General features: G+C 56.8%; 16 protein-coding genes and 1 rRNA gene. 9 read left to right on the top strand and 8 right to left on the bottom strand.

Annotated elements, in window-relative coordinates:
• Positions 1-67: 67 nt before the first annotated feature.
• A 5S ribosomal RNA gene (gene rrf, locus ENGE1_RS17580) occupies positions 68-183 on the top strand.
• A 278-nt stretch (positions 184-461) separates the two neighbouring features.
• On the opposite strand, the gene mobB is transcribed toward rrf, so the two are convergent.
• Positions 462-971, bottom strand: a complete 510-nt coding sequence (mobB, locus tag ENGE1_RS17575; protein WP_043081468.1) for a molybdopterin-guanine dinucleotide biosynthesis protein MobB — start codon at positions 969-971, stop codon at positions 462-464.
• A complete protein-coding gene (gene mobA, locus ENGE1_RS17570; protein ID WP_072065310.1) occupies positions 968-1,552 on the bottom strand; it encodes a molybdenum cofactor guanylyltransferase MobA in 585 nt (194 codons plus the stop codon). Before mobA ends, mobB begins: the two co-directional genes overlap by 4 nt.
• 69 nt (positions 1,553-1,621) lie before the next feature.
• Between mobA and ENGE1_RS17565 the strand changes: the two genes are divergently transcribed.
• The 3 genes from ENGE1_RS17565 to dsbA all read left to right on the top strand — a co-directional run bounded on the left by ENGE1_RS17565 (position 1,622) and on the right by dsbA (position 3,604).
• Entirely contained in the window at positions 1,622-1,891 is a 270-nt protein-coding gene (locus ENGE1_RS17565) for a YihD family protein (protein ID WP_010436801.1), read from the top strand.
• 76 nt (positions 1,892-1,967) lie between these two features.
• Positions 1,968-2,954, top strand: coding sequence for a serine/threonine protein kinase (locus tag ENGE1_RS17560; RefSeq protein ID WP_048254738.1), 987 nt, complete (start codon positions 1,968-1,970; stop codon positions 2,952-2,954).
• A 26-nt stretch (positions 2,955-2,980) separates the two neighbouring features.
• Positions 2,981-3,604: a thiol:disulfide interchange protein DsbA gene (gene dsbA / locus ENGE1_RS17555; protein ID WP_043081471.1), complete on the top strand. Its 624-nt coding sequence runs from the start codon at positions 2,981-2,983 to the stop codon at positions 3,602-3,604.
• Positions 3,605-3,619: 15 nt separating this feature from the next.
• Here dsbA and ENGE1_RS17550 read toward each other — a convergent pair whose 3' ends face one another.
• Entirely contained in the window at positions 3,620-4,537 is a 918-nt protein-coding gene (locus ENGE1_RS17550) for an acyltransferase (RefSeq protein ID WP_048254740.1), read from the bottom strand.
• Positions 4,538-4,934: 397 nt separating this feature from the next.
• On the opposite strand from ENGE1_RS17550, the gene polA reads away from it, so the two are divergent.
• On the top strand, positions 4,935-7,721 hold the full coding sequence (polA, locus tag ENGE1_RS17545; protein WP_048254741.1) for a DNA polymerase I: 2,787 nt from the start codon (positions 4,935-4,937) through the stop codon (positions 7,719-7,721).
• 165 nt (positions 7,722-7,886) lie between these two features.
• Complete coding sequence (locus ENGE1_RS29575; protein ID WP_071892919.1) at positions 7,887-7,934, top strand: spot 42 RNA, inhibition of DNA synthesis; 48 nt, start codon at positions 7,887-7,889, stop codon at positions 7,932-7,934.
• An 83-nt stretch (positions 7,935-8,017) separates the two neighbouring features.
• Here ENGE1_RS29575 and yihA read toward each other — a convergent pair whose 3' ends face one another.
• Positions 8,018-8,650 carry a ribosome biogenesis GTP-binding protein YihA/YsxC gene (gene yihA / locus ENGE1_RS17540; RefSeq protein WP_043081474.1) on the bottom strand — a complete coding sequence of 211 codons (633 nt, stop codon included), beginning with the start codon at positions 8,648-8,650 and terminating at the stop codon, positions 8,018-8,020.
• A gap of 585 nt (positions 8,651-9,235) precedes the next feature.
• On the opposite strand from yihA, the gene yihI reads away from it, so the two are divergent.
• Both yihI and hemN read left to right on the top strand, forming a co-directional pair.
• The gene (gene yihI, locus ENGE1_RS17535; protein ID WP_043081475.1) at positions 9,236-9,748 is read left to right on the top strand and encodes a Der GTPase-activating protein YihI; all 513 of its coding nucleotides are present in this window, start codon (positions 9,236-9,238) and stop codon (positions 9,746-9,748) included.
• Positions 9,749-9,936: 188 nt separating this feature from the next.
• The gene (gene hemN, locus ENGE1_RS17530) at positions 9,937-11,310 is read left to right on the top strand and encodes an oxygen-independent coproporphyrinogen III oxidase (RefSeq protein WP_043081476.1); all 1,374 of its coding nucleotides are present in this window, start codon (positions 9,937-9,939) and stop codon (positions 11,308-11,310) included.
• Positions 11,311-11,339: 29 nt separating this feature from the next.
• Here hemN and ENGE1_RS28545 read toward each other — a convergent pair whose 3' ends face one another.
• The 4 genes from ENGE1_RS28545 to glnA form a co-directional block, all read right to left on the bottom strand.
• Complete coding sequence (locus ENGE1_RS28545) at positions 11,340-11,450, bottom strand: YshB family small membrane protein (RefSeq protein ID WP_086500311.1); 111 nt, start codon at positions 11,448-11,450, stop codon at positions 11,340-11,342.
• Positions 11,451-11,550: 100 nt separating this feature from the next.
• The gene (gene glnG / locus ENGE1_RS17525; protein ID WP_043081477.1) at positions 11,551-12,960 is read right to left on the bottom strand and encodes a nitrogen regulation protein NR(I); all 1,410 of its coding nucleotides are present in this window, start codon (positions 12,958-12,960) and stop codon (positions 11,551-11,553) included.
• Positions 12,961-12,971: 11 nt separating this feature from the next.
• Positions 12,972-14,021: a nitrogen regulation protein NR(II) gene (glnL, locus tag ENGE1_RS17520; RefSeq protein WP_045289237.1), complete on the bottom strand. Its 1,050-nt coding sequence runs from the start codon at positions 14,019-14,021 to the stop codon at positions 12,972-12,974.
• Between the two features lie 169 nt (positions 14,022-14,190).
• Positions 14,191-15,600 carry a glutamate--ammonia ligase gene (glnA, locus tag ENGE1_RS17515; RefSeq protein WP_043081479.1) on the bottom strand — a complete coding sequence of 470 codons (1,410 nt, stop codon included), beginning with the start codon at positions 15,598-15,600 and terminating at the stop codon, positions 14,191-14,193.
• A 378-nt stretch (positions 15,601-15,978) separates the two neighbouring features.
• Between glnA and typA the strand changes: the two genes are divergently transcribed.
• Complete coding sequence (gene typA / locus ENGE1_RS17510) at positions 15,979-17,802, top strand: ribosome-dependent GTPase TypA (protein WP_043081480.1); 1,824 nt, start codon at positions 15,979-15,981, stop codon at positions 17,800-17,802.
• Positions 17,803-17,895 lie beyond the last annotated feature (93 nt).

Genomic DNA, 17,895 nt, shown 5'->3' with positions numbered 1-17,895 from the left:
TTTTCGAAATTCAGCTTTGATACAGATTAACCGGCGTGGAAGATTTCGACGTTGGTAACAGAATTTGCCTGGCGGCAACAGCGCGGTGGTCCCACCTGACCCCATGCCGAACTCAGAAGTGAAACGCCGTAGCGCCGATGGTAGTGTGGGGTCTCCCCATGTGAGAGTAGGGAACTGCCAGGCATCAAATAAACGTGAAAGCCTCATGCGAAAGCATGGGGATTTTTCGTTTGTCTGCTGTCTGTCGGTGAGCGCTCTCCCGGAGTAGGACAAATTCGCCGGGAGCGAATTTGCACGGCGCGCAGCGCCGCCCGGAGGGTGACGGGCAGGAAGCCCGTCATACAACTGCCAGGCATCAAATAAAGCAAGAACCTCAGTCGAAAGGCTGAGGTTTTTTGCATTTCTGGCTAAGACCTACGCGGATCAGTAGGCCCGGCAAACGCAGTGCCGCCGGGCGGGTTTTACGCCTGGGTAGCCATCCATCCCTGAATAAAATCAACGATTTCACCGATATCATTCAGATTCAGCTGCGGTATATCTATCGGCAGATTAATATCGCTGGCCACGGCAATCACGTGCTCATCCAGCGTTAGCTCATCAGCATCGTGCCCCGAACCTTCGCGAAACAGCAGGATCTTCGCTACTGCTTCATGCTTAAAACCTTCCACCAGCACCAGATCCAGCGTAGCGTGATCCATCCGGCTTACCAGCCAGGCGAGATCCGGCGCCTTGCGCTCCGGCGTTTCAGTCATCAGCGCCCAGCGCTCTGAGCTGGCGACCAGCGTTTGTGCGGCCCCGGCCTTGCGCAGCTCGTAGCTGTCCTTCCCGGGCGTATCCACGTCCATCCGATGATGTGTATGCTTAATCAGCCCGGGCCGTATACCGCGCAGGCGAAGCTCAGGGATCAGCGACTTAAGCAGGGTTGTCTTTCCCGTCCCGCTCCACGCCGCTATTGCCAGTACCGGGATCATGCTTTCTCCTGCATATGCTGTAGATCGTCAAGGGTATTGACGTTAATAAAGGCCGATTTAAGGTCGCTAAAATCAACGCTGTGCCCACCGCACTGGCGAAGGAAAACCATCACCCGCCGCTCTCCCTGCGCCAGATAGTTCTCCAGCATCGGGATGATACGGCGGTGTACCAGCGCGACGGCGGGGTGGTCCCGCTCGCCATCGTGCACCCATGCTGCCGGCGCCTCTCCGCTGTTTTCCCACAGCCGCTGCGCGAGCCTATCGGGAATGAAGGGCGTATCGCACGGGCAAAACAGGTACCACTCGCTATCCGACTGTTTCATGACGGACAGTATGCCCGCTAAAGGGCCGGGAAAATTGTCTAAAATATCCTGATAAACCGCCAGCCCGCTGGCCGCATAAGCCTCGAGCGAGCGATTCGCGCTAATCACCAGCCGATCCGTCTGCGCCGCCAGCCTCTGCGCAACGTGCTGCCACAGCGGTTTACCGTTAAGAAGCTGTAATCCTTTATCTTTTCCCTGCATGCGGCTCGCTTTTCCGCCTGCCAGAATAACGCCAGTAATAGGTTGACGCTTTTTCACCAATATCGCCTCTTTTATTGTGGGTTTGACCCTGCTACCGTGTGTGGGTTAAGCGTAAGGAGCAAAAGCATGAAATGTAAACGCCTGAACGAAGTTATTGAACTCCTCCAGCCGGCCTGGCAAAAAGAGCCTGAGCTAAATTTAATGCAATTCTTGCAGAAACTGGCGAAGGAGTCAGGCTTTGACGGTGAGCTCACCGATCTATCCGACGATATCCTGATTTATCACCTGAAAATGCGCGATTCTGCAAAGGATGCGGTTATTCCGGGTATTCAGAAAGATTATGAGGAAGACTTTAAAACCGCGCTTCTGCGGGCCCGCGGCGTGATTAAAGAGTAAAACCTTGTAAGCAGCGCCACCGAAAATGCTGTGAAATGGTATTCTGAATCATTCGCAGTAATTTCCGGATAATCGGATGAACGACAAGGCTTTTAATTTCCACACTCTGCACCCGGATACCATTATGGATGCGCTCTTCGCGTGCGGTATTCGGGTTGATTCCGGGTTGACCCCTCTTAACAGCTATGAGAATCGCGTCTGGCAGTTCCAGGATGAAGATCGGCGGCGCTTTGTGGCGAAATTTTATCGCCCGCAGCGATGGTCCGCCGATCAGATTCAGGAAGAGCATGATTTTGCCCTTGAACTGGCCGGCGACGACGTGCCCGTTGCAGCTCCCATTGCGTTTAACGGCGAAACGCTGCTGCGCCATGAGGGTTTCCTCTTCGCCGTTTTCCCAAGCGTGGGCGGACGCCAGTTTGAGCCCGACAATCTCGACCAGATCGAGTGGGTTGGCCGCTATTTAGGACGTCTGCACCAGACCGGGCGTAAAAAAGATTTTACTGCCCGCCCTGAAATTGGCGTTCAGGAGTATCTGCTTGAGCCCCGCCGGCTGTTTGAATCTACCGCACTTATTCCCGCATCCCTGAAGCCTGAGTTCCTTGCCGCCGCGGATAAATTAATTGATGCAGTCATGCAGCAGTGGCACAGTCGCTTTACGTCAATTCGTCTGCACGGCGATTGCCACGCCGGAAATATTCTCTGGCGCGACGGCCCGCTGTTTGTCGACCTTGACGATGCGCGCAGCGGCCCGGCGATTCAGGATCTGTGGATGTTGCTTAATGGCGATGTGGCCGAGCGGCGTATGCAGCTTGATATTATTCTTGAAGCCTATGAAGAGTTCAGTACATTTGATATCGCCGAGCTCTCCTGTATTGAACCGCTGCGCGCAATGCGGATGGTTTATTATCTGGCCTGGTTAATCCGCCGCTGGGACGATCCTGCCTTTCCGGTTAATTTCCCCTGGCTTATTGAGGAAGATAACTGGCGCAGGCAAATTGCGACGTTCCGTGAACAGACAAGGATTTTGCAGGAACCACCTTTACAATTGACACCGATGTTTTAACTGACACTTTCAGGAGAGAGTTAACAATGAAAAAGATTTTTCTGGCGCTGGCAGGCATGGTTCTGGCATTTAGCGCATCGGCGATGCAGATCTCTGACGGTAAGCAGTACACCACGCTGGAGAAACCGGTTGCCGGCGAGCCGCAGGTACTGGAGTTCTTCTCCTTCTACTGCCCGCACTGCTACCAATTCGAAGAGCAGCTGCACGTCTCTGACGCCGTGAAGAAAAAGCTGCCTGAAGGCACCAAAATGACCAAGTACCACGTCGAGTTCCTCGGACCGCTGGGTAAAGAGATTACTCAGGCATGGGCCGTGGCCATCGCGCTCGGCGTGGAAGACAAAATTACCGCGCCGATGTTTGAAGCCGTACAGAAAACCCAGACGGTGCAGAACGTGGCCGACATTCGCAAAGTGTTCGTTGATGCGGGCGTGAAGGGTGAAGATTACGATGCCGCCTGGAACAGCTTCGTGGTGAAATCGCTGGTAGCCCAGCAGGAGAAAGCGGCGGCCGATCTTCAGCTGCAGGGCGTTCCGGCTATCTTCATTAACGGTAAATATCAGCTGAATCCGCAGGGCATGGATACCAGCAGCATGGATATCTTTGTTCAGCAGTATGCTGACACCGTCCGCCAGCTGGTTGAGAAGAAGTAAAAAAGAGAACGCCGGTCAATGACCGGCGTCTTTATTGAATCGATACTCCGCTTTAATATCCTCTATCTGTACATCCTTGTCATTCCATAATCCGTTAAGCCACTGCTGAAAGCTGCGCTTAAAGTTCTTATCGTTTACATAGTCACCGTGGATCTCTTCGGCAATCGGCACCAGCGAAATACGCACCACGATCCGCGTCAATCTGCCGCTGAGCATATCGAAGAACGGCGTGCGATCGTTTTCCGGATAGCAGAGCGTAACGTTGAGCATTTTATCGAACTGGCTGCCGAGCACGTTCAGCGCCATCGCAATACCGGCGGCTTTGGGCGGCAGCAGATTTTTATAAGGCGATCGGGTTTCACGGCGTTTATTCTCGGTAAAGCGGGAGCCCTCGACAAAATTGACGATGGTGGTCGGATGCGCGCGAAACTTCTCACAGGAGCGGCGCGTGGTTTCCACATCTTTCCCGCGACGCTCCGGGTGGCGGATCAAATAGCCCCGGGAATAGCGGCGCATAAACGGCATATCCAGCGCCCAGCAGGCGAGGCCGATAAAGGGCACCCACGCCAGCTGCTGCTTGAGAAAATATTTATTCATCGGAATGTGTTTGCGGAACAGAACGCAGAGCACGACAATATCGGCCCAGCTGCGGTGGTTGCAGATAAGCAGGTACCAGTTCTTTTTACTCAGCCCTTCAATACCTTCAACATCCCACTTCAGCCAGGGATTCAGGTGCAGCAGTAGTGCCAGCCCGGAGCACCAGCAGTACATCATCAGGTTGCAAAACGTGGAGACCGAGCGCCATACCGCAGGTACAGGTAGCAGCAATTTAATCACGCCAGCCAGGATAATCGGCACCGAACAGAGGATGGTGACAATGATGGTCAGAATGATACTGAGCGGGAGCGTAATGGCAGCGAGAAGTCTCGACATAATTAATTTATTCAGATAGTTAATTGTTAAAAGCACCCGCCAGAGCGGCGCAACGCATTGATTTTACCAGAAATCGCTATCGAGTGGCTGTACTTAGCTGAAACGACCCGCGATCGCCGTGGATATCCACACCGTGTAAAATGTCATCAATAATCAAATACATTAACGATATTGTTATTAACTGTATGAAAATAATAGATATTACTGTTTGTTTACAGGCTGGTGCAAATAGAATTACGCGCTGGAATAAATCTATGCACAAAGTTATCCACAGGAGGTATTTACGAGGGATCCCGAAGATCTTTAAAACTTTTGCCGCAAACAGGGTGAAAAATTCATGTTTTACCCCGGTCTGTGGCATCCTTTATGCCTAATCTGATAAACAGGCACGGAAATTATGGCTCAGATCCAAGAAAACCCCCTCATCCTGGTCGATGGCTCCTCTTATCTCTATCGCGCATATCACGCGTTCCCTCCATTGACCAACAGCGCAGGTGAGCCGACTGGCGCGATGTACGGCGTGCTGAACATGTTGCGTAGCCTGATTATGCAATATCAGCCGACGCACGCTGCGGTGGTATTTGATGCCAAGGGGAAAACTTTCCGTGATGAACTGTTTGAGCACTACAAATCGCACCGCCCGCCGATGCCGGACGATCTGCGCGCGCAGATTGAACCGCTGCATGCAATGGTGAAGGCAATGGGGCTGCCGCTGCTGGCGGTCTCCGGCGTGGAGGCGGATGACGTTATCGGCACCCTGGCCCGCGAAGCCGAAAAGGCCGGACGTCCGGTGCTGATCAGCACCGGCGACAAAGACATGGCTCAGCTGGTGACGCCCGGCATTACCCTGATTAATACCATGACCAACACCATCCTCGGGCCGGAGGAAGTGGTGACCAAGTACGGCGTACCGCCGGAGCTGATAATCGACTTCCTTGCCCTGATGGGCGACTCCTCGGACAATATTCCCGGCGTACCGGGCGTCGGCGAGAAAACGGCCCAGGCCCTGCTGCAGGGACTGGGCGGGCTGGACGTGCTGTACGCCGAGCCTGAGAAGATTGCCGGCCTCACCTTCCGCGGCGCCAAAACCATGGCCGCGAAGCTTGAGCAGAACAAGGAGATGGCCTATCTCTCCTATAAGCTCGCCACCATCAAAACCGACGTTGAGCTAGAGCTGACCTGCGAACAGCTGGAAGTTCAGGCGCCCGAGGCCGACGCGCTGCTGGCGATGTTTAAACAGTACGAGTTTAAGCGCTGGATAACCGACGTTGAAGGGGGCAAGTGGCTGCAGGCGAAGGGCGGCAAGCCGGCGGCAAAACCGGCTGCCGATGCGGCCCCGGTGGACGAAGAGGAAGAGGCCGCCAGCCCGCTGTCGGCGGAGAATTACGTCACTATTCTTGATGAAGATACGCTGAACGCCTGGATCGGGAAGCTTAAACAAGCGCCGGTCATTGCCTTTGACACAGAAACCGACAGTCTCGATAACGTCTCCGCCAACCTGGTTGGCCTGTCGTTTGCCGTTGAGCCCGGCCACGCCGCCTACGTACCGGTGGCCCACGACTACCTCGATGCGCCGGATCAGATCCCGCGCGAGCGGGTGCTTGAGCTGCTTAAGCCGCTGCTGGAAGATGAGAAGTGCCTGAAGGTCGGCCAGAACCTGAAGTTCGATCGCGGCATTCTCGCTAATTACGATATCGACCTGCGCGGCATCGCCTTTGACACCATGCTGGAGTCCTACATCCTCGACAGCGTTGCCGGCCGCCACGATATGGACAGCCTCTCCTCGCGCTGGCTTAAGCATAAAACCATCACCTTCGAAGAGATCGCCGGCAAGGGCAAGAAGCAGCTGACCTTTAACCAGATCGCACTTGAAGAGGCGGGGCGCTACGCGGCGGAAGACGCCGACGTGACGCTCCAGCTGCACCTCAAAATGTGGCCGAAGCTGCAGCAGCACCAGGGGCCGCTCAACGTCTTTAACACCATTGAAATGCCGCTGGTGCCGGTGCTTTCCCGCATCGAGCGCAACGGCGTCAAAATCGATCCGGCCGTGCTGCACAAGCACTCTGAAGAGCTTGCCAAGCGGCTGATCGAGCTGGAGCAGAAGGCGCACGACATTGCCGGCGAGCCGTTTAATCTCTCCTCGCCTAAGCAGCTGCAGACCATTCTGTTTGAAAAACAGGGTATTAAGCCACTGAAGAAGACGCCGGGCGGCGCGCCGTCCACCTCGGAAGAGGTACTCGAAGAGCTGGCGCTGGACTATCCGCTGCCGAAAGTGATCCTCGAATATCGCGGGCTGGCGAAGCTGAAATCGACCTACACCGATAAGCTGCCGCTGATGATCAATCCGAAAACGGGGCGGGTGCATACCTCTTATCACCAGGCGGTGACCGCTACCGGCCGCCTCTCCTCCACGGACCCTAACCTGCAGAATATCCCGGTGCGCAACGACGAAGGCCGCCGCATTCGCCAGGCGTTTATCGCTCCGGAAGAGTATCTGATCGTCTCTGCGGACTACTCGCAGATCGAGCTGCGCATCATGGCCCACCTGTCGCAGGACAAGGGCCTGCTGTCGGCGTTTGCCGAAGGAAAAGACATTCACCGCGCCACGGCGGCGGAGGTGTTCAGCCAGCCGCTGGAGAGCGTGACGAACGAGCAGCGCCGCAGCGCCAAGGCGATCAACTTCGGCCTGATCTACGGCATGAGCGCCTTTGGCCTCTCCCGGCAGCTGAACATTCCGCGTAAAGAGTCGCAGAAGTACATGGATCTCTACTTCGAACGCTATCCCGGGGTGCTTGCATATATGGAGCGTACCCGGGCGCAGGCGAAGGAGCAGGGCTACGTTGAGACTCTGGAAGGCCGCCGCCTCTATCTGCCGGACATCAAATCCAGCAACGCCGCGCGCCGCGCCGGCGCCGAGCGTGCGGCAATCAATGCCCCGATGCAGGGGACTGCCGCGGACATCATCAAGCGGGCGATGATCGCCGTAGACGCGTGGCTTGCGAAGGCGCAGCCGCGGGTGCGGATGATTATGCAGGTTCACGATGAACTGGTCTTTGAAGTGCACAAAGACGATCTCGATGCCGTAACGACAAAAATCCATGAGCTGATGGAGCGCTGCGTCACGCTGGACGTGCCTCTGCTGGTGGAAGTCGGCAGCGGCGCTAACTGGGATCTGGCGCATTAAGCACCTGAATCTGGCCGTCATTTTTCGTAAGTAAGCAACATAACTTATAGCGTTTTGTGATGAGTATTAGAAATCGCTATGTAAGAAGTGAAAAAAAACTACAAAAAATGCTTTGTCGGCTGCGAAAAAGGGAGTAGAGTTAACGGCGTAGGGTACAGAGGTAAGATGTTCTATCTTTCAGACCTTTTACTTCACGTAATCGGATTTGGCTGAATATTTTAGCCGCCCCAGTCACTTGTGACTGGGGCGTTTTTTATTGTGCCGACAAAAAGAAGCGCGGACAGTGCCGCGCTGCTTTACTCTGCTTCGCCCGCCTCTTGCTGCGGCGCGATGTCGCTATACCAGCTGTCCAGCTTCTGGCGCAGCTTGTCCACGCCAAGCTTCTTCAGCGATGAAAACGCTTCGACCTGTACGTCGCCGTTAAACGCGATAACGGCTTCGCGCACCATATTGAGCTGCGCCTTGCGCGCGCCGCTGGCCAGCTTATCGGCCTTGGTCAGCAGGACCAGCACCGGAATATCGCTGTCGACGGCCCACTCGATCATCTGCTGATCGAGATCTTTGAGCGGATGGCGGATATCCATCAGCACCACCAGGCCCTTCAGGCACAGGCGTTTCTCCAGGTATTCACCCAGCGCCCGCTGCCACTTGCGCTTCATCTCTTCCGGCACCTCGGCATAGCCGTAGCCCGGTAAATCGACGACCCGTTTACCGTCGGCAACTTCAAACAGGTTGATCAGCTGAGTGCGGCCCGGCGTTTTAGAGGTTCTGGCAAGGTTCTTCTGGTTAGTCAGCGTATTGAGAGCGCTGGACTTACCCGCGTTCGAGCGGCCGGCAAACGCGACTTCAATTCCGGTGTCGGCCGGCAGGTGGCGAATATCCGGCGCGCTGGTAACGAAGTGCGTCTGTTGATAATTCAGGTTAGTCAAAAGGTGATCTCCATAAATTCGGCCAATGGAGGGGAGTATACCTGAACAATGGGCAAAAGACGGCGCGGAACCCGCGTACCTTCTGTAAGTTTAAACCACACACTTTGTAGGATATTTGCCATTGTCTTTATGCGAAATTTCAGAAAATGCTGATGGTGTTTTGAGCATGAATCAATAAAAATCATTCACTTATAAAGTTAATCCCGACTAAATATATTTTTTAGTAACCATGGATTACTTGTGTGTTTTGCCTGAAAGGGTAAAGTAGCACTCAAGGCGAAGGACGCCAGAGGGATACGAACTCAGGACGAGGGTCAGGAGCGCCAGGAGGCGAAGACGACGGACTTGCCAGGAGGCAGCGTCAGGAGACGCAGTACAGGGAAAAGGAACGCAACACGGAGCGTTTAGCGCCAAGGGAAAGACAGGGTGTGTTGGTGGCGGACATGGAGCGTAAGGCCCGTTAAGGGTTGTGAAACGGAAAAAAGGCGACAGATCACTCTGTCGCCTTTTTTCTTTGTTCGCTTTCTGCTAGATTCCGGCTCAATTCTATACTGAATGACATATCTGAACTGAAGACCCAATATCATGAAAAAACCAACATCCGCACCGCGTGGCAATACCTCTGGCAAGGCCCGTCGCAAGACGCGTGAAGAGCTTAACCAGGAAGGGCGCGATCGCAAGCGCAATAAAAAGCACCGCGGCCACGCTGCGGGCAGCCGCGCGAACGGCGGTGAGGGCGCCTCTGGTCGCAAGCAGGGCCAGCAAAAAGATCCGCGTATTGGCAGTAAAAAACCCATTCCGCTGGGCGTCACCGAGGCCCCGGCAACCCGGCAGCACAAACCTAAGAGCGAGAAACCGATGCTTTCACCGCAGGCCGAGCTGGATTTACTGGAAAATGACGAGCGTCTTGACGCGCTGCTTGAGCGACTGGAGGAGGGAGAAACCCTCAGCCAGGAAGAGCAGACCTGGGTCGATGCTAAACTGGACCGCATTGATGAGCTGATGCAGCAGCTTGGCCTCTCCTATGACGATGAAGAGGACGAGGAAGAAGAAGAGGCGCGGGAAGATATGATGCGTCTGCTGAAGGGCGGAAACTAACGCTTGCATCCGGTCGGTCTTCCCGTCCTGCTGATAACCCTTCTGGCTGTATGTTATCTGGCGAGCTTATTCGTTAAACTACGACGGTTGTCGCGGCGTCAAACCTGGCTGCGCAACCGGCTGAGTGCCCGACATCCGGGGCAGCCGGCACGCCGTCGTCGTTCGCGATATCCCCGTAAGGAGTAAGCATGTCTGAGCAGCTAATCGACTGGGATCTGGCCCTGATCCAGAAATATAACTATTCCGGGCCGCGCTATACGTCGTATCCCACCGCACTTGAATTCTCTGAAGCCTTCAGCGAGGCCGACTTTCAGCAGGCGGTAGCCCGCTATCCCGGGCGCCCGCTCTCGCTGTACGTCCATATTCCGTTCTGCCACAAGCTCTGCTACTTCTGCGGCTGCAATAAAATTGTGACCCGCCAGCAGCATAAAGCTGACCAGTATCTCGACGTGCTGGAACAGGAGATTGCCCACCGCGCGCCGCTGTTTGCCGGGCGCCAGGTCAGCCAGCTGCACTGGGGCGGCGGTACGCCGACCTACCTCAACAAGGCGCAAATCAGCCGCCTGATGGCGCTGCTGCGCGGCCACTTCCACTTTCTGCCCGACGCCGAGATCTCCATTGAGGTCGATCCGCGCGAGATTGAACTGGACGTGCTTGACCACCTGCGCGGCGAAGGCTTTAACCGCCTGAGCATGGGCGTGCAGGACTTCAATAAAGAGGTGCAGAAGCTGGTGAACCGCGAACAGGACGAAGCGTTTATCTTCGCCCTGCTCAACCACGCCCGCGACATCGGCTTTACCTCCACCAATATCGACCTGATCTACGGCCTGCCGAAGCAGACGCCGGAGAGCTTTGCCTATACCCTCGGGCGCGTGGCGGAGCTGAACCCCGACCGGCTCAGCGTGTTTAACTACGCGCACCTGCCGACGCTGTTTGCCGCCCAGCGCAAAATTAAGGACGCCGACCTGCCGTCGCCGCAGCAGAAGCTGGATATCCTGCAGGAGACCATCGGCTCGCTGACGAAGGCCGGCTACCAGTTTATCGGCATGGACCACTTTGCGCGCCCGGACGACGAGCTGGCGGTTGCCCAGCGCGCGGGCGTGCTGCACCGCAACTTCCAGGGCTACACCACGCAGGGCGACAGCGATCTGCTGGGCCTCGGCGTTTCCGCCATCAGCATGATTGGCGACTGCTACGCCCAGAACCAGAAAGAGCTGAAGCACTATTACCGGCAGGTGGACGAGCGCGGCAACGCGCTGTGGCGCGGCATTGCATTGACCCGCGACGACTGCATTCGCCGGGACGTTATCAAGGGGCTTATCTGTAATTTCCGCCTGGAATTCGCGGCGGTGGAAGCGCAGTGGGGCCTGGTGTTTAACGACTATTTTGCCGAGGATCTGGCCCTGCTGGCGCCGCTGGCGGCCGATGGGCTGGTGGATATCTCTGAGAAAGGGATTGTGGTGACGGCGAAAGGACGGTTGCTTATCCGCAACATCTGCATGTGCTTTGACGCCTATCTGCGGCAGAAGGCGCGCATGCAGCAGTTCTCGCGGGTGATTTAAATCGCCGCCCCGAAAAGGGGCGACGACCTTCAGCTAAACAACCCTACCAGTGCGGCGCACAGTACCGCAGCCAGCGCCGTTTGCGGCGTATGGCTGGCGGCGGCGCCGCTCGACAGCATGTTGATTAATGATTCCAGCATGATGCTTCCCCTCGAATTTCCGGCAAGATCTTACTGAATATGTGGTCGGAGTAAAGCGCAAAATTGCAGCAGTTTGCGCTCGTCGGCCAACCTTTACATATCACTCCATCCCCAGCTCTTTCAGCTTGCGGGTCAGGGTATTTCGCCCCCAGCCCAGCAGCCTGGCCGCTTCCTGCTTATGGCCCTGGGTGTGGCGCAGGGCGGTGGTCAGCAGGGTGCGCTCCATTTCCGGCTGCGCTTCCGAGAGCAGGTCCTGGTGCCCCGAGCGCAGGGCGCGGTCGGCCCACTGCGCCAGCAGCGTCGCCCAGCTGTCCGGCAGCGCCTGAGACGGGCTGTCTGGTACGGTGCTTTCAAATAGCTCCGCGGGCAGATCCTGGATCAGCACCTCCTGACCGGCGGCCATCACCGTCAGCCAGCGGCAGGTGTTCTCCAGCTGGCGCACGTTGCCGGGCCAGGCCAGGCGGGTCAGCGCCGCTTCGGTTTCCGGATGCAGCAGCTTGGCCTCAACCCCCAGCTCGCGGGCGGCCACCTGCAGGAAGTGGCGCGCCAGGCGCGGAATGTCCTCCCGACGCTCGCGCAGCGGCGGCAGGTGGACGCGGATCACGTTCAGGCGGTGGAACAGATCCTCGCGGAACTTGCCCTCCTGCACCCGCAGCTCCAGATTCTGGTGGGTCGCGGCGATGATGCGTACGTCCACTTTCACCGGCGCATAGCCGCCGACGCGGTAAAACTGACCGTCGGCCAGCACGCGCAGCAGGCGGGTCTGGACGTCCAGCGGCATGTCGCCGATCTCGTCGAGGAACAGCGTGCCGCCGTCGGCTTGCTCAAAGCGGCCCTGACGAATGGTGTTGGCGCCGGTAAAGGCGCCCTTTTCGTGGCCGAACAGCTCGGACTCGATCAGGTCTTTCGGGATCGCCGCCATGTTGAGGGCGATAAACGGCGCCTTGGCGCGCGGGCTGTGACGGTGCAGCGCGTGGGCCACCAGTTCTTTCCCGGTCCCCGACTCGCCGTTGATCAGGACGCTTATCGAGGAGCGCGACAGGCGGCCAATAATGCGAAACACGTCCTGCATCGCCGGCGCTTCGCCGATGATATCGGCGGTCGGGCCGAAAACCGGCGCATTGCGCGGCTGCTGCTGCTCCTGATAGTGGCTGATAGCGCGCTCAACCAGCGCTACCGCCTCATCAATATCAAACGGTTTGGGCAGATAGTCGAAGGCGCCCTGCTGATAGGCGCTGACCGCCGCGTCCAGATCCGAATGGGCGGTCATTATGATGACCGGGAGCATCGGATGACGCTGCTTAATCTGCTTGAGCAGCGCCAGCCCGTCCATCCCCGGCATGCGGATATCCGACAGCAGCACGTCAGGCGTTTTGCTTGCGAGCGCGTCCAGCACGTCGCTGCCGCTCTCAAACGTGGTACAAGTGAGGCCGGCCCCGGTGAGCGCGCGTTCAAGCACCCAACGGATGGAGCTATCGTCATCAACGATCCAGACTATCCCTCGTTGCATAATATGCACCTCTATTTCCGAATGGGCAGGTACACCGAGAACTCGGTATGGCCCGGCCAACTGTTAAATTCAATTTTACCGGCATGCTGATCGATCAGGCTGCGGGCAATCGATAATCCCAGACCCGTCCCGCCTTCCCGGCCGCTGACCATCGGATAGAACAGCGTATCCTGCAGGTGGGAAGGGATACCCGGGCCGGTGTCTTCGACGTCAATTCTGGCGGTAAGCCGGTAGCGCACGCCGTGCAGCGTCAGCTGGAAGGCGGTGCGGGTGCGCAGAATAATCTCGCCGCCTTCCGGGCCGAGGGCCTGAAGGGCGTTGCGCACGATGTTGAGGAGAACCTGCTCGATCTGGTCGGGATCGTGCGGCAGCTCCGGCAGACTCGGATCGTAGTCCCGGGTCAGCTTAACGTTGTCGGGCAGCTCCATTGAGACCAGCTTCACCACCCGCTCCGCCACTTTGTGAATGCTCTCGGTGATGTGCATACCGGGCTGCTGCGGGCCGAGCAGGCGATCGACCAGGTTGCGCAACCGGTCGGCCTGCTCAATGATCACTTTGGTGTATTCGGTCAGCGACGGGTCCGGCAGCGCCTTGCTCAGCAGCTGGGCGGCGCCGCGCAGCCCGCCGAGCGGGTTTTTTATCTCGTGCGCCAGGCCGCGCACCAGATCGCGGGCGGCGACCTGCTGGGCGTGCTGCAGCTGCTCCTGGCTCAGGCGGCGCTGGTTGTCCATCGGCGCCATCTCCAGCAGGATCAGGCCCTCCGGAAGCCGCTGGGCAGTCAGGGAGAGAATATGCGAGCGGCCGTCAATCACCAGCGTCACTTCATTATCGGTGAAGCCCTGGCCGGCATTGAGGCTCTCGTGCATCAGCTCGATATTGAGAGAGAAATAGCTGAGCAGCTCCGGCAGCGGCGTACCGAACAGTTTGCGCGAACTCTGGGCCAGCAGCTGCTGGGCCGCGGGATTGGCATAGTGAACGGCCAGCTGGTCATCAACCAGCAGGATGCTGTTGATCAGCGAATTGAGGATCTGCCCAGCATCGGGCAGCACGCCTGTTGCCATTTAGCAGTCTCCTGAAGGTGCGCACCAATTTAGTGCATTATAGTGGTTTTTGTTGCTAATCGCCTGAAATCACGCCTGCTGGCGGAGAAAAAAGCCCATCCGGAGATGGGCTAAAGTTTCCACGGCAACAACTATCGCTGGGGGGTACCCGGCAAAGAATTAAACGCGATTAAACGCTATAGTACAGCTCAAACTCAACCGGGTGCGGCGTCATGCGCACGCGGTCATTTTCTTCACGGCGCAGGGCGATGTAGGCATCGATAGCGTCGTCGGTGAACACGCCGCCCGCGGTAAGGAATTCGCGGTCTGCGTCCAGTTCGTTAAGCGCTTCTTCCAGAGAACCGGCAACCTGCGGGATCTCTTTCGCTTCTTCCGGCGGCAGGTCATAGAGGTTTTTGTCCATCGCTTCGCCCGGGTGGATCTTGTTCTTAATGCCGTCAAGGCCGGCCATCAGCAGGGCAGCAAAGCACAGGTACGGGTTCGCAGCCGGATCCGGGAAGCGCACTTCGATACGGCGCGCTTTCGGCGACGCCACGACCGGAATACGGATAGAGGCGGAGCGGTTACGGGCAGAGTAGGCCAGCATAACCGGCGCTTCGTAGCCCGGGACCAGACGCTTGTAGGAGTTGGTGGTCGGGTTAGACAGGGCATTGATTGCTTTGGCGTGCTTGATAACGCCGCCAATGTAGTACAGCGCCTGCTCGGACAGACCGGCATACTTATCGCCAGAGAACAGGTTAGTGCCGTTCTTGGACAGAGACATATGGCAGTGCATGCCGGAGCCGTTATCGCCGAACATCGGTTTCGGCATAAAGGTCGCGGTTTTGCCGAAGCGGTGAGCCACGTTGTGCACCACATATTTGTAGATCTGAATTTCGTCCGCTTTCTTGGTCATGGTATTGAAGCGGGTCGCCACTTCGTTCTGACCGGCAGTCGCCACTTCGTGGTGGTGAGCTTCAACCACCAGGCCCATCTCTTCCATCACCAGGCACATGGTGGAGCGCAGGTCCTGAGAGGAGTCTACCGGCGGAACCGGGAAGTAGCCGCCTTTCACGGCCGGACGGTGGCCTTTGTTACCACCTTCGTATTTGGTGGAGGTGTTCCACGCGCCTTCGATATCGTCGATAGCTACGTGAGAACCGGAGATAGAGGCGCCGAAACGCACGTCGTCAAACAGGAAGAACTCCGGCTCTGGCCCGAACAGTACGGTGTCCGCGATGCCGGTAGAGCGCAGGTACTCTTCTGCACGCTTGGCGATGGAGCGCGGATCGCGGTCGTAGCCCTGCAGGGTGCCCGGCTCAAGGATATCGCAGCGGATAATCAGCGTAGATTCTTCGTAGAACGGATCAATGACCGCAGTGGTGGAGTCCGGCATCAGAACCATGTCGGATTCGTTGATACCTTTCCAGCCGCCGATGGAGGAGCCGTCAAACATTTTGCCTTCTTCAAAGAATTCGGCGTTCACCTGATGAGCCGGAATGGTGACGTGCTGCTCTTTACCTTTGGTGTCGGTGAAGCGCAGGTCAACAAACTTAACTTCGTGCTCGTTCAGCATGGTCAAAACGTGTTCAGCGGACATACTTAAACTCTCCCGGATGGTCATTGTCGTCGTGGTAACGAACTCTTTAGGTACTGCTCAATGTGGCTGTGTTGCCGTGTCTGTAATAAAGCGAAATCTGTGCCAACTTTCAAATTGACCCAAAAAGGCGTTATCATGCGCGGCATAGTGCAAAAGGGCTGCACCATGATGGATAGTTTGCACCATAATAGTGCTTTGCGTTAAGCGTTGAGCACTGTTTTGGTGCAATTTACGTTGCGGCGCCCTTTTGACTCATCGTGAAAGCGGTCACAAAGCAACTCTGCAATACTTGTTTGCGGAGGATGTTTGTGATCCTGTTTAGTCCTGCGATTAATCCGTGTACAATAACGCGCTATTTCTAATGCCTGAGGCAAAGTTGTGATCGAAAATCTGCGTAACATCGCCATCATCGCGCACGTTGACCATGGTAAAACTACCCTGGTCGACAAGCTGCTGCAGCAATCCGGTACGTTTGATGCACGTACAGAAGCACAAGAACGTGTGATGGACTCCAACGATTTGGAGAAAGAGCGTGGGATTACCATCCTCGCTAAAAACACCGCAATCAAATGGAATGATTACCGTATCAACATCGTTGATACCCCAGGGCACGCCGACTTCGGGGGTGAGGTTGAACGTGTCATGTCCATGGTTGACTCCGTGCTGCTGGTTGTTGACGCAATGGATGGCCCAATGCCGCAGACGCGTTTCGTGACCAAAAAAGCGTTTGCTCATGGTCTGAAGCCGATCGTTGTTATTAACAAAGTTGACCGTCCGGGCGCGCGTCCTGACTGGGTTGTCGATCAGGTCTTCGATCTGTTCGTCAACCTCGACGCCACCGACGAGCAGCTGGACTTCCCTATCGTTTACGCCTCTGCGCTGAACGGTATCGCGGGTCTGGATCATGAAGATATGGCGGAAGACATGACCCCGCTGTACCAGACCATCGTCGATCGCGTTGCGGCGCCGGACGTCGACCTTGACGGCCCGCTGCAGATGCAGATCTCCCAGCTGGACTACAACAACTACGTTGGCGTTATCGGCATCGGCCGCATCAAGCGCGGTAAAGTGAAGCCGAACCAGCAGGTTACTATCGTTGATAGCGAAGGCAAAACCCGCAACGGTAAAGTCGGTAAAGTCCTGACCCACCTGGGTCTGGAGCGTATCGATAGCGATATCGCCGAAGCCGGCGACATCATCGCGATTACCGGTCTGGGCGAGCTGAACATCTCCGACACCATCTGCGATCCGCAGAACGTCGAAGCGCTGCCGGCCCTTACCGTTGATGAGCCGACCGTCTCCATGTTCTTCAACGTCAACACCTCGCCGTTCTGCGGTAAAGAAGGTAAGTATGTGACCTCGCGTCAGATCCTTGACCGTCTGAACAAAGAGCTGGTGCACAACGTTGCGCTGCGCGTTGAAGAAACCGCCGATGCCGACGCGTTCCGCGTTTCCGGTCGCGGCGAGCTGCACCTCTCCGTGCTTATCGAGAACATGCGTCGCGAAGGTTTCGAAATGGCGGTTTCCCGTCCGAAAGTTATCTTCCGCGAAATCGACGGCCGCAAGCAGGAGCCGTTCGAGAACGTGACCCTCGACGTTGAAGAGCAGCATCAGGGTTCCGTGATGCAGGCGCTCGGCGAGCGTAAAGGCGATCTGAAAAACATGAATCCGGACGGCAAAGGCCGCGTACGTCTCGACTACGTGATCCCAAGCCGCGGCCTGATCGGCTTCCGCTCTGAGTTCATGACCATGACCTCCGGTACCGGCCTGCTGTACTCCACCTTCAGCCACTACGACGACGTGCGTCCGGGCGATGTTGGCCAGCGCAATAACGGCGTGCTGATCTCTAACGGCCAGGGCAAAGCGGTTGCGTTTGCGCTGTTCGGTCTGCAGGATCGCGGCAAGCTGTTCCTCGGCCACGGTGCCGAAGTCTATGAAGGCCAGATTATCGGTATTCACAGCCGCTCCAACGACCTGACCGTTAACTGCCTGACCGGTAAGAAGCTGACCAACATGCGTGCTTCCGGTACGGATGAAGCGACCGTGCTGGTTCCGCCTATCAAGATGACCCTTGAGCAGGCGCTGGAGTTCATTGATGACGACGAACTGGTAGAAGTGACCCCGCTGTCTATCCGTATCCGTAAGCGTCACCTGACCGAGAACGATCGTAAACGCGCGATGCGCGGCCCGAAAGAGGATTAATTTCCCTCTTTCCGTCTCTAAGCCCTGCCATCCGGCGGGGCTTTCTTTTTTGTGCCGCACGCCGATGCGCATAGTCAAACCCCCGCTTTCCCG

Source organism: Pluralibacter gergoviae ATCC 33028 = NBRC 105706 (assembly GCF_001598855.1).
Taxonomy (GTDB): Bacteria; Pseudomonadota; Gammaproteobacteria; order Enterobacterales; family Enterobacteriaceae; genus Pluralibacter; species Pluralibacter gergoviae.
The sequence above is the reverse complement of the archived record's forward strand: the minus strand, read 5'-3'. Positions and strand labels throughout refer to the sequence as shown.

Excerpts from the sequence above, each read along its gene's own strand:
- mobB (WP_043081468.1), bottom strand. The coding sequence starts at position 971 with ATGATCCCGGTACTGGCAATAGCGGCGTGGAGCGGGACGGGAAAGACA.
- ENGE1_RS17565 (WP_010436801.1), top strand. The coding sequence starts at position 1,622 with ATGAAATGTAAACGCCTGAACGAAGTTATTGAACTCCTCCAGCCGGCC.
- ENGE1_RS17560 (WP_048254738.1), top strand. The coding sequence starts at position 1,968 with ATGAACGACAAGGCTTTTAATTTCCACACTCTGCACCCGGATACCATT.
- dsbA (WP_043081471.1), top strand. The coding sequence starts at position 2,981 with ATGAAAAAGATTTTTCTGGCGCTGGCAGGCATGGTTCTGGCATTTAGC.
- ENGE1_RS17550 (WP_048254740.1), bottom strand. The coding sequence starts at position 4,537 with ATGTCGAGACTTCTCGCTGCCATTACGCTCCCGCTCAGTATCATTCTG.
- polA (WP_048254741.1), top strand. The coding sequence starts at position 4,935 with ATGGCTCAGATCCAAGAAAACCCCCTCATCCTGGTCGATGGCTCCTCT.
- yihI (WP_043081475.1), top strand. The coding sequence starts at position 9,236 with ATGAAAAAACCAACATCCGCACCGCGTGGCAATACCTCTGGCAAGGCC.
- hemN (WP_043081476.1), top strand. The coding sequence starts at position 9,937 with ATGTCTGAGCAGCTAATCGACTGGGATCTGGCCCTGATCCAGAAATAT.
- ENGE1_RS28545 (WP_086500311.1), bottom strand. The coding sequence starts at position 11,450 with ATGCTGGAATCATTAATCAACATGCTGTCGAGCGGCGCCGCCGCCAGC.
- glnG (WP_043081477.1), bottom strand. The coding sequence starts at position 12,960 with ATGCAACGAGGGATAGTCTGGATCGTTGATGACGATAGCTCCATCCGT.
- glnL (WP_045289237.1), bottom strand. The coding sequence starts at position 14,021 with ATGGCAACAGGCGTGCTGCCCGATGCTGGGCAGATCCTCAATTCGCTG.
- glnA (WP_043081479.1), bottom strand. The coding sequence starts at position 15,600 with ATGTCCGCTGAACACGTTTTGACCATGCTGAACGAGCACGAAGTTAAG.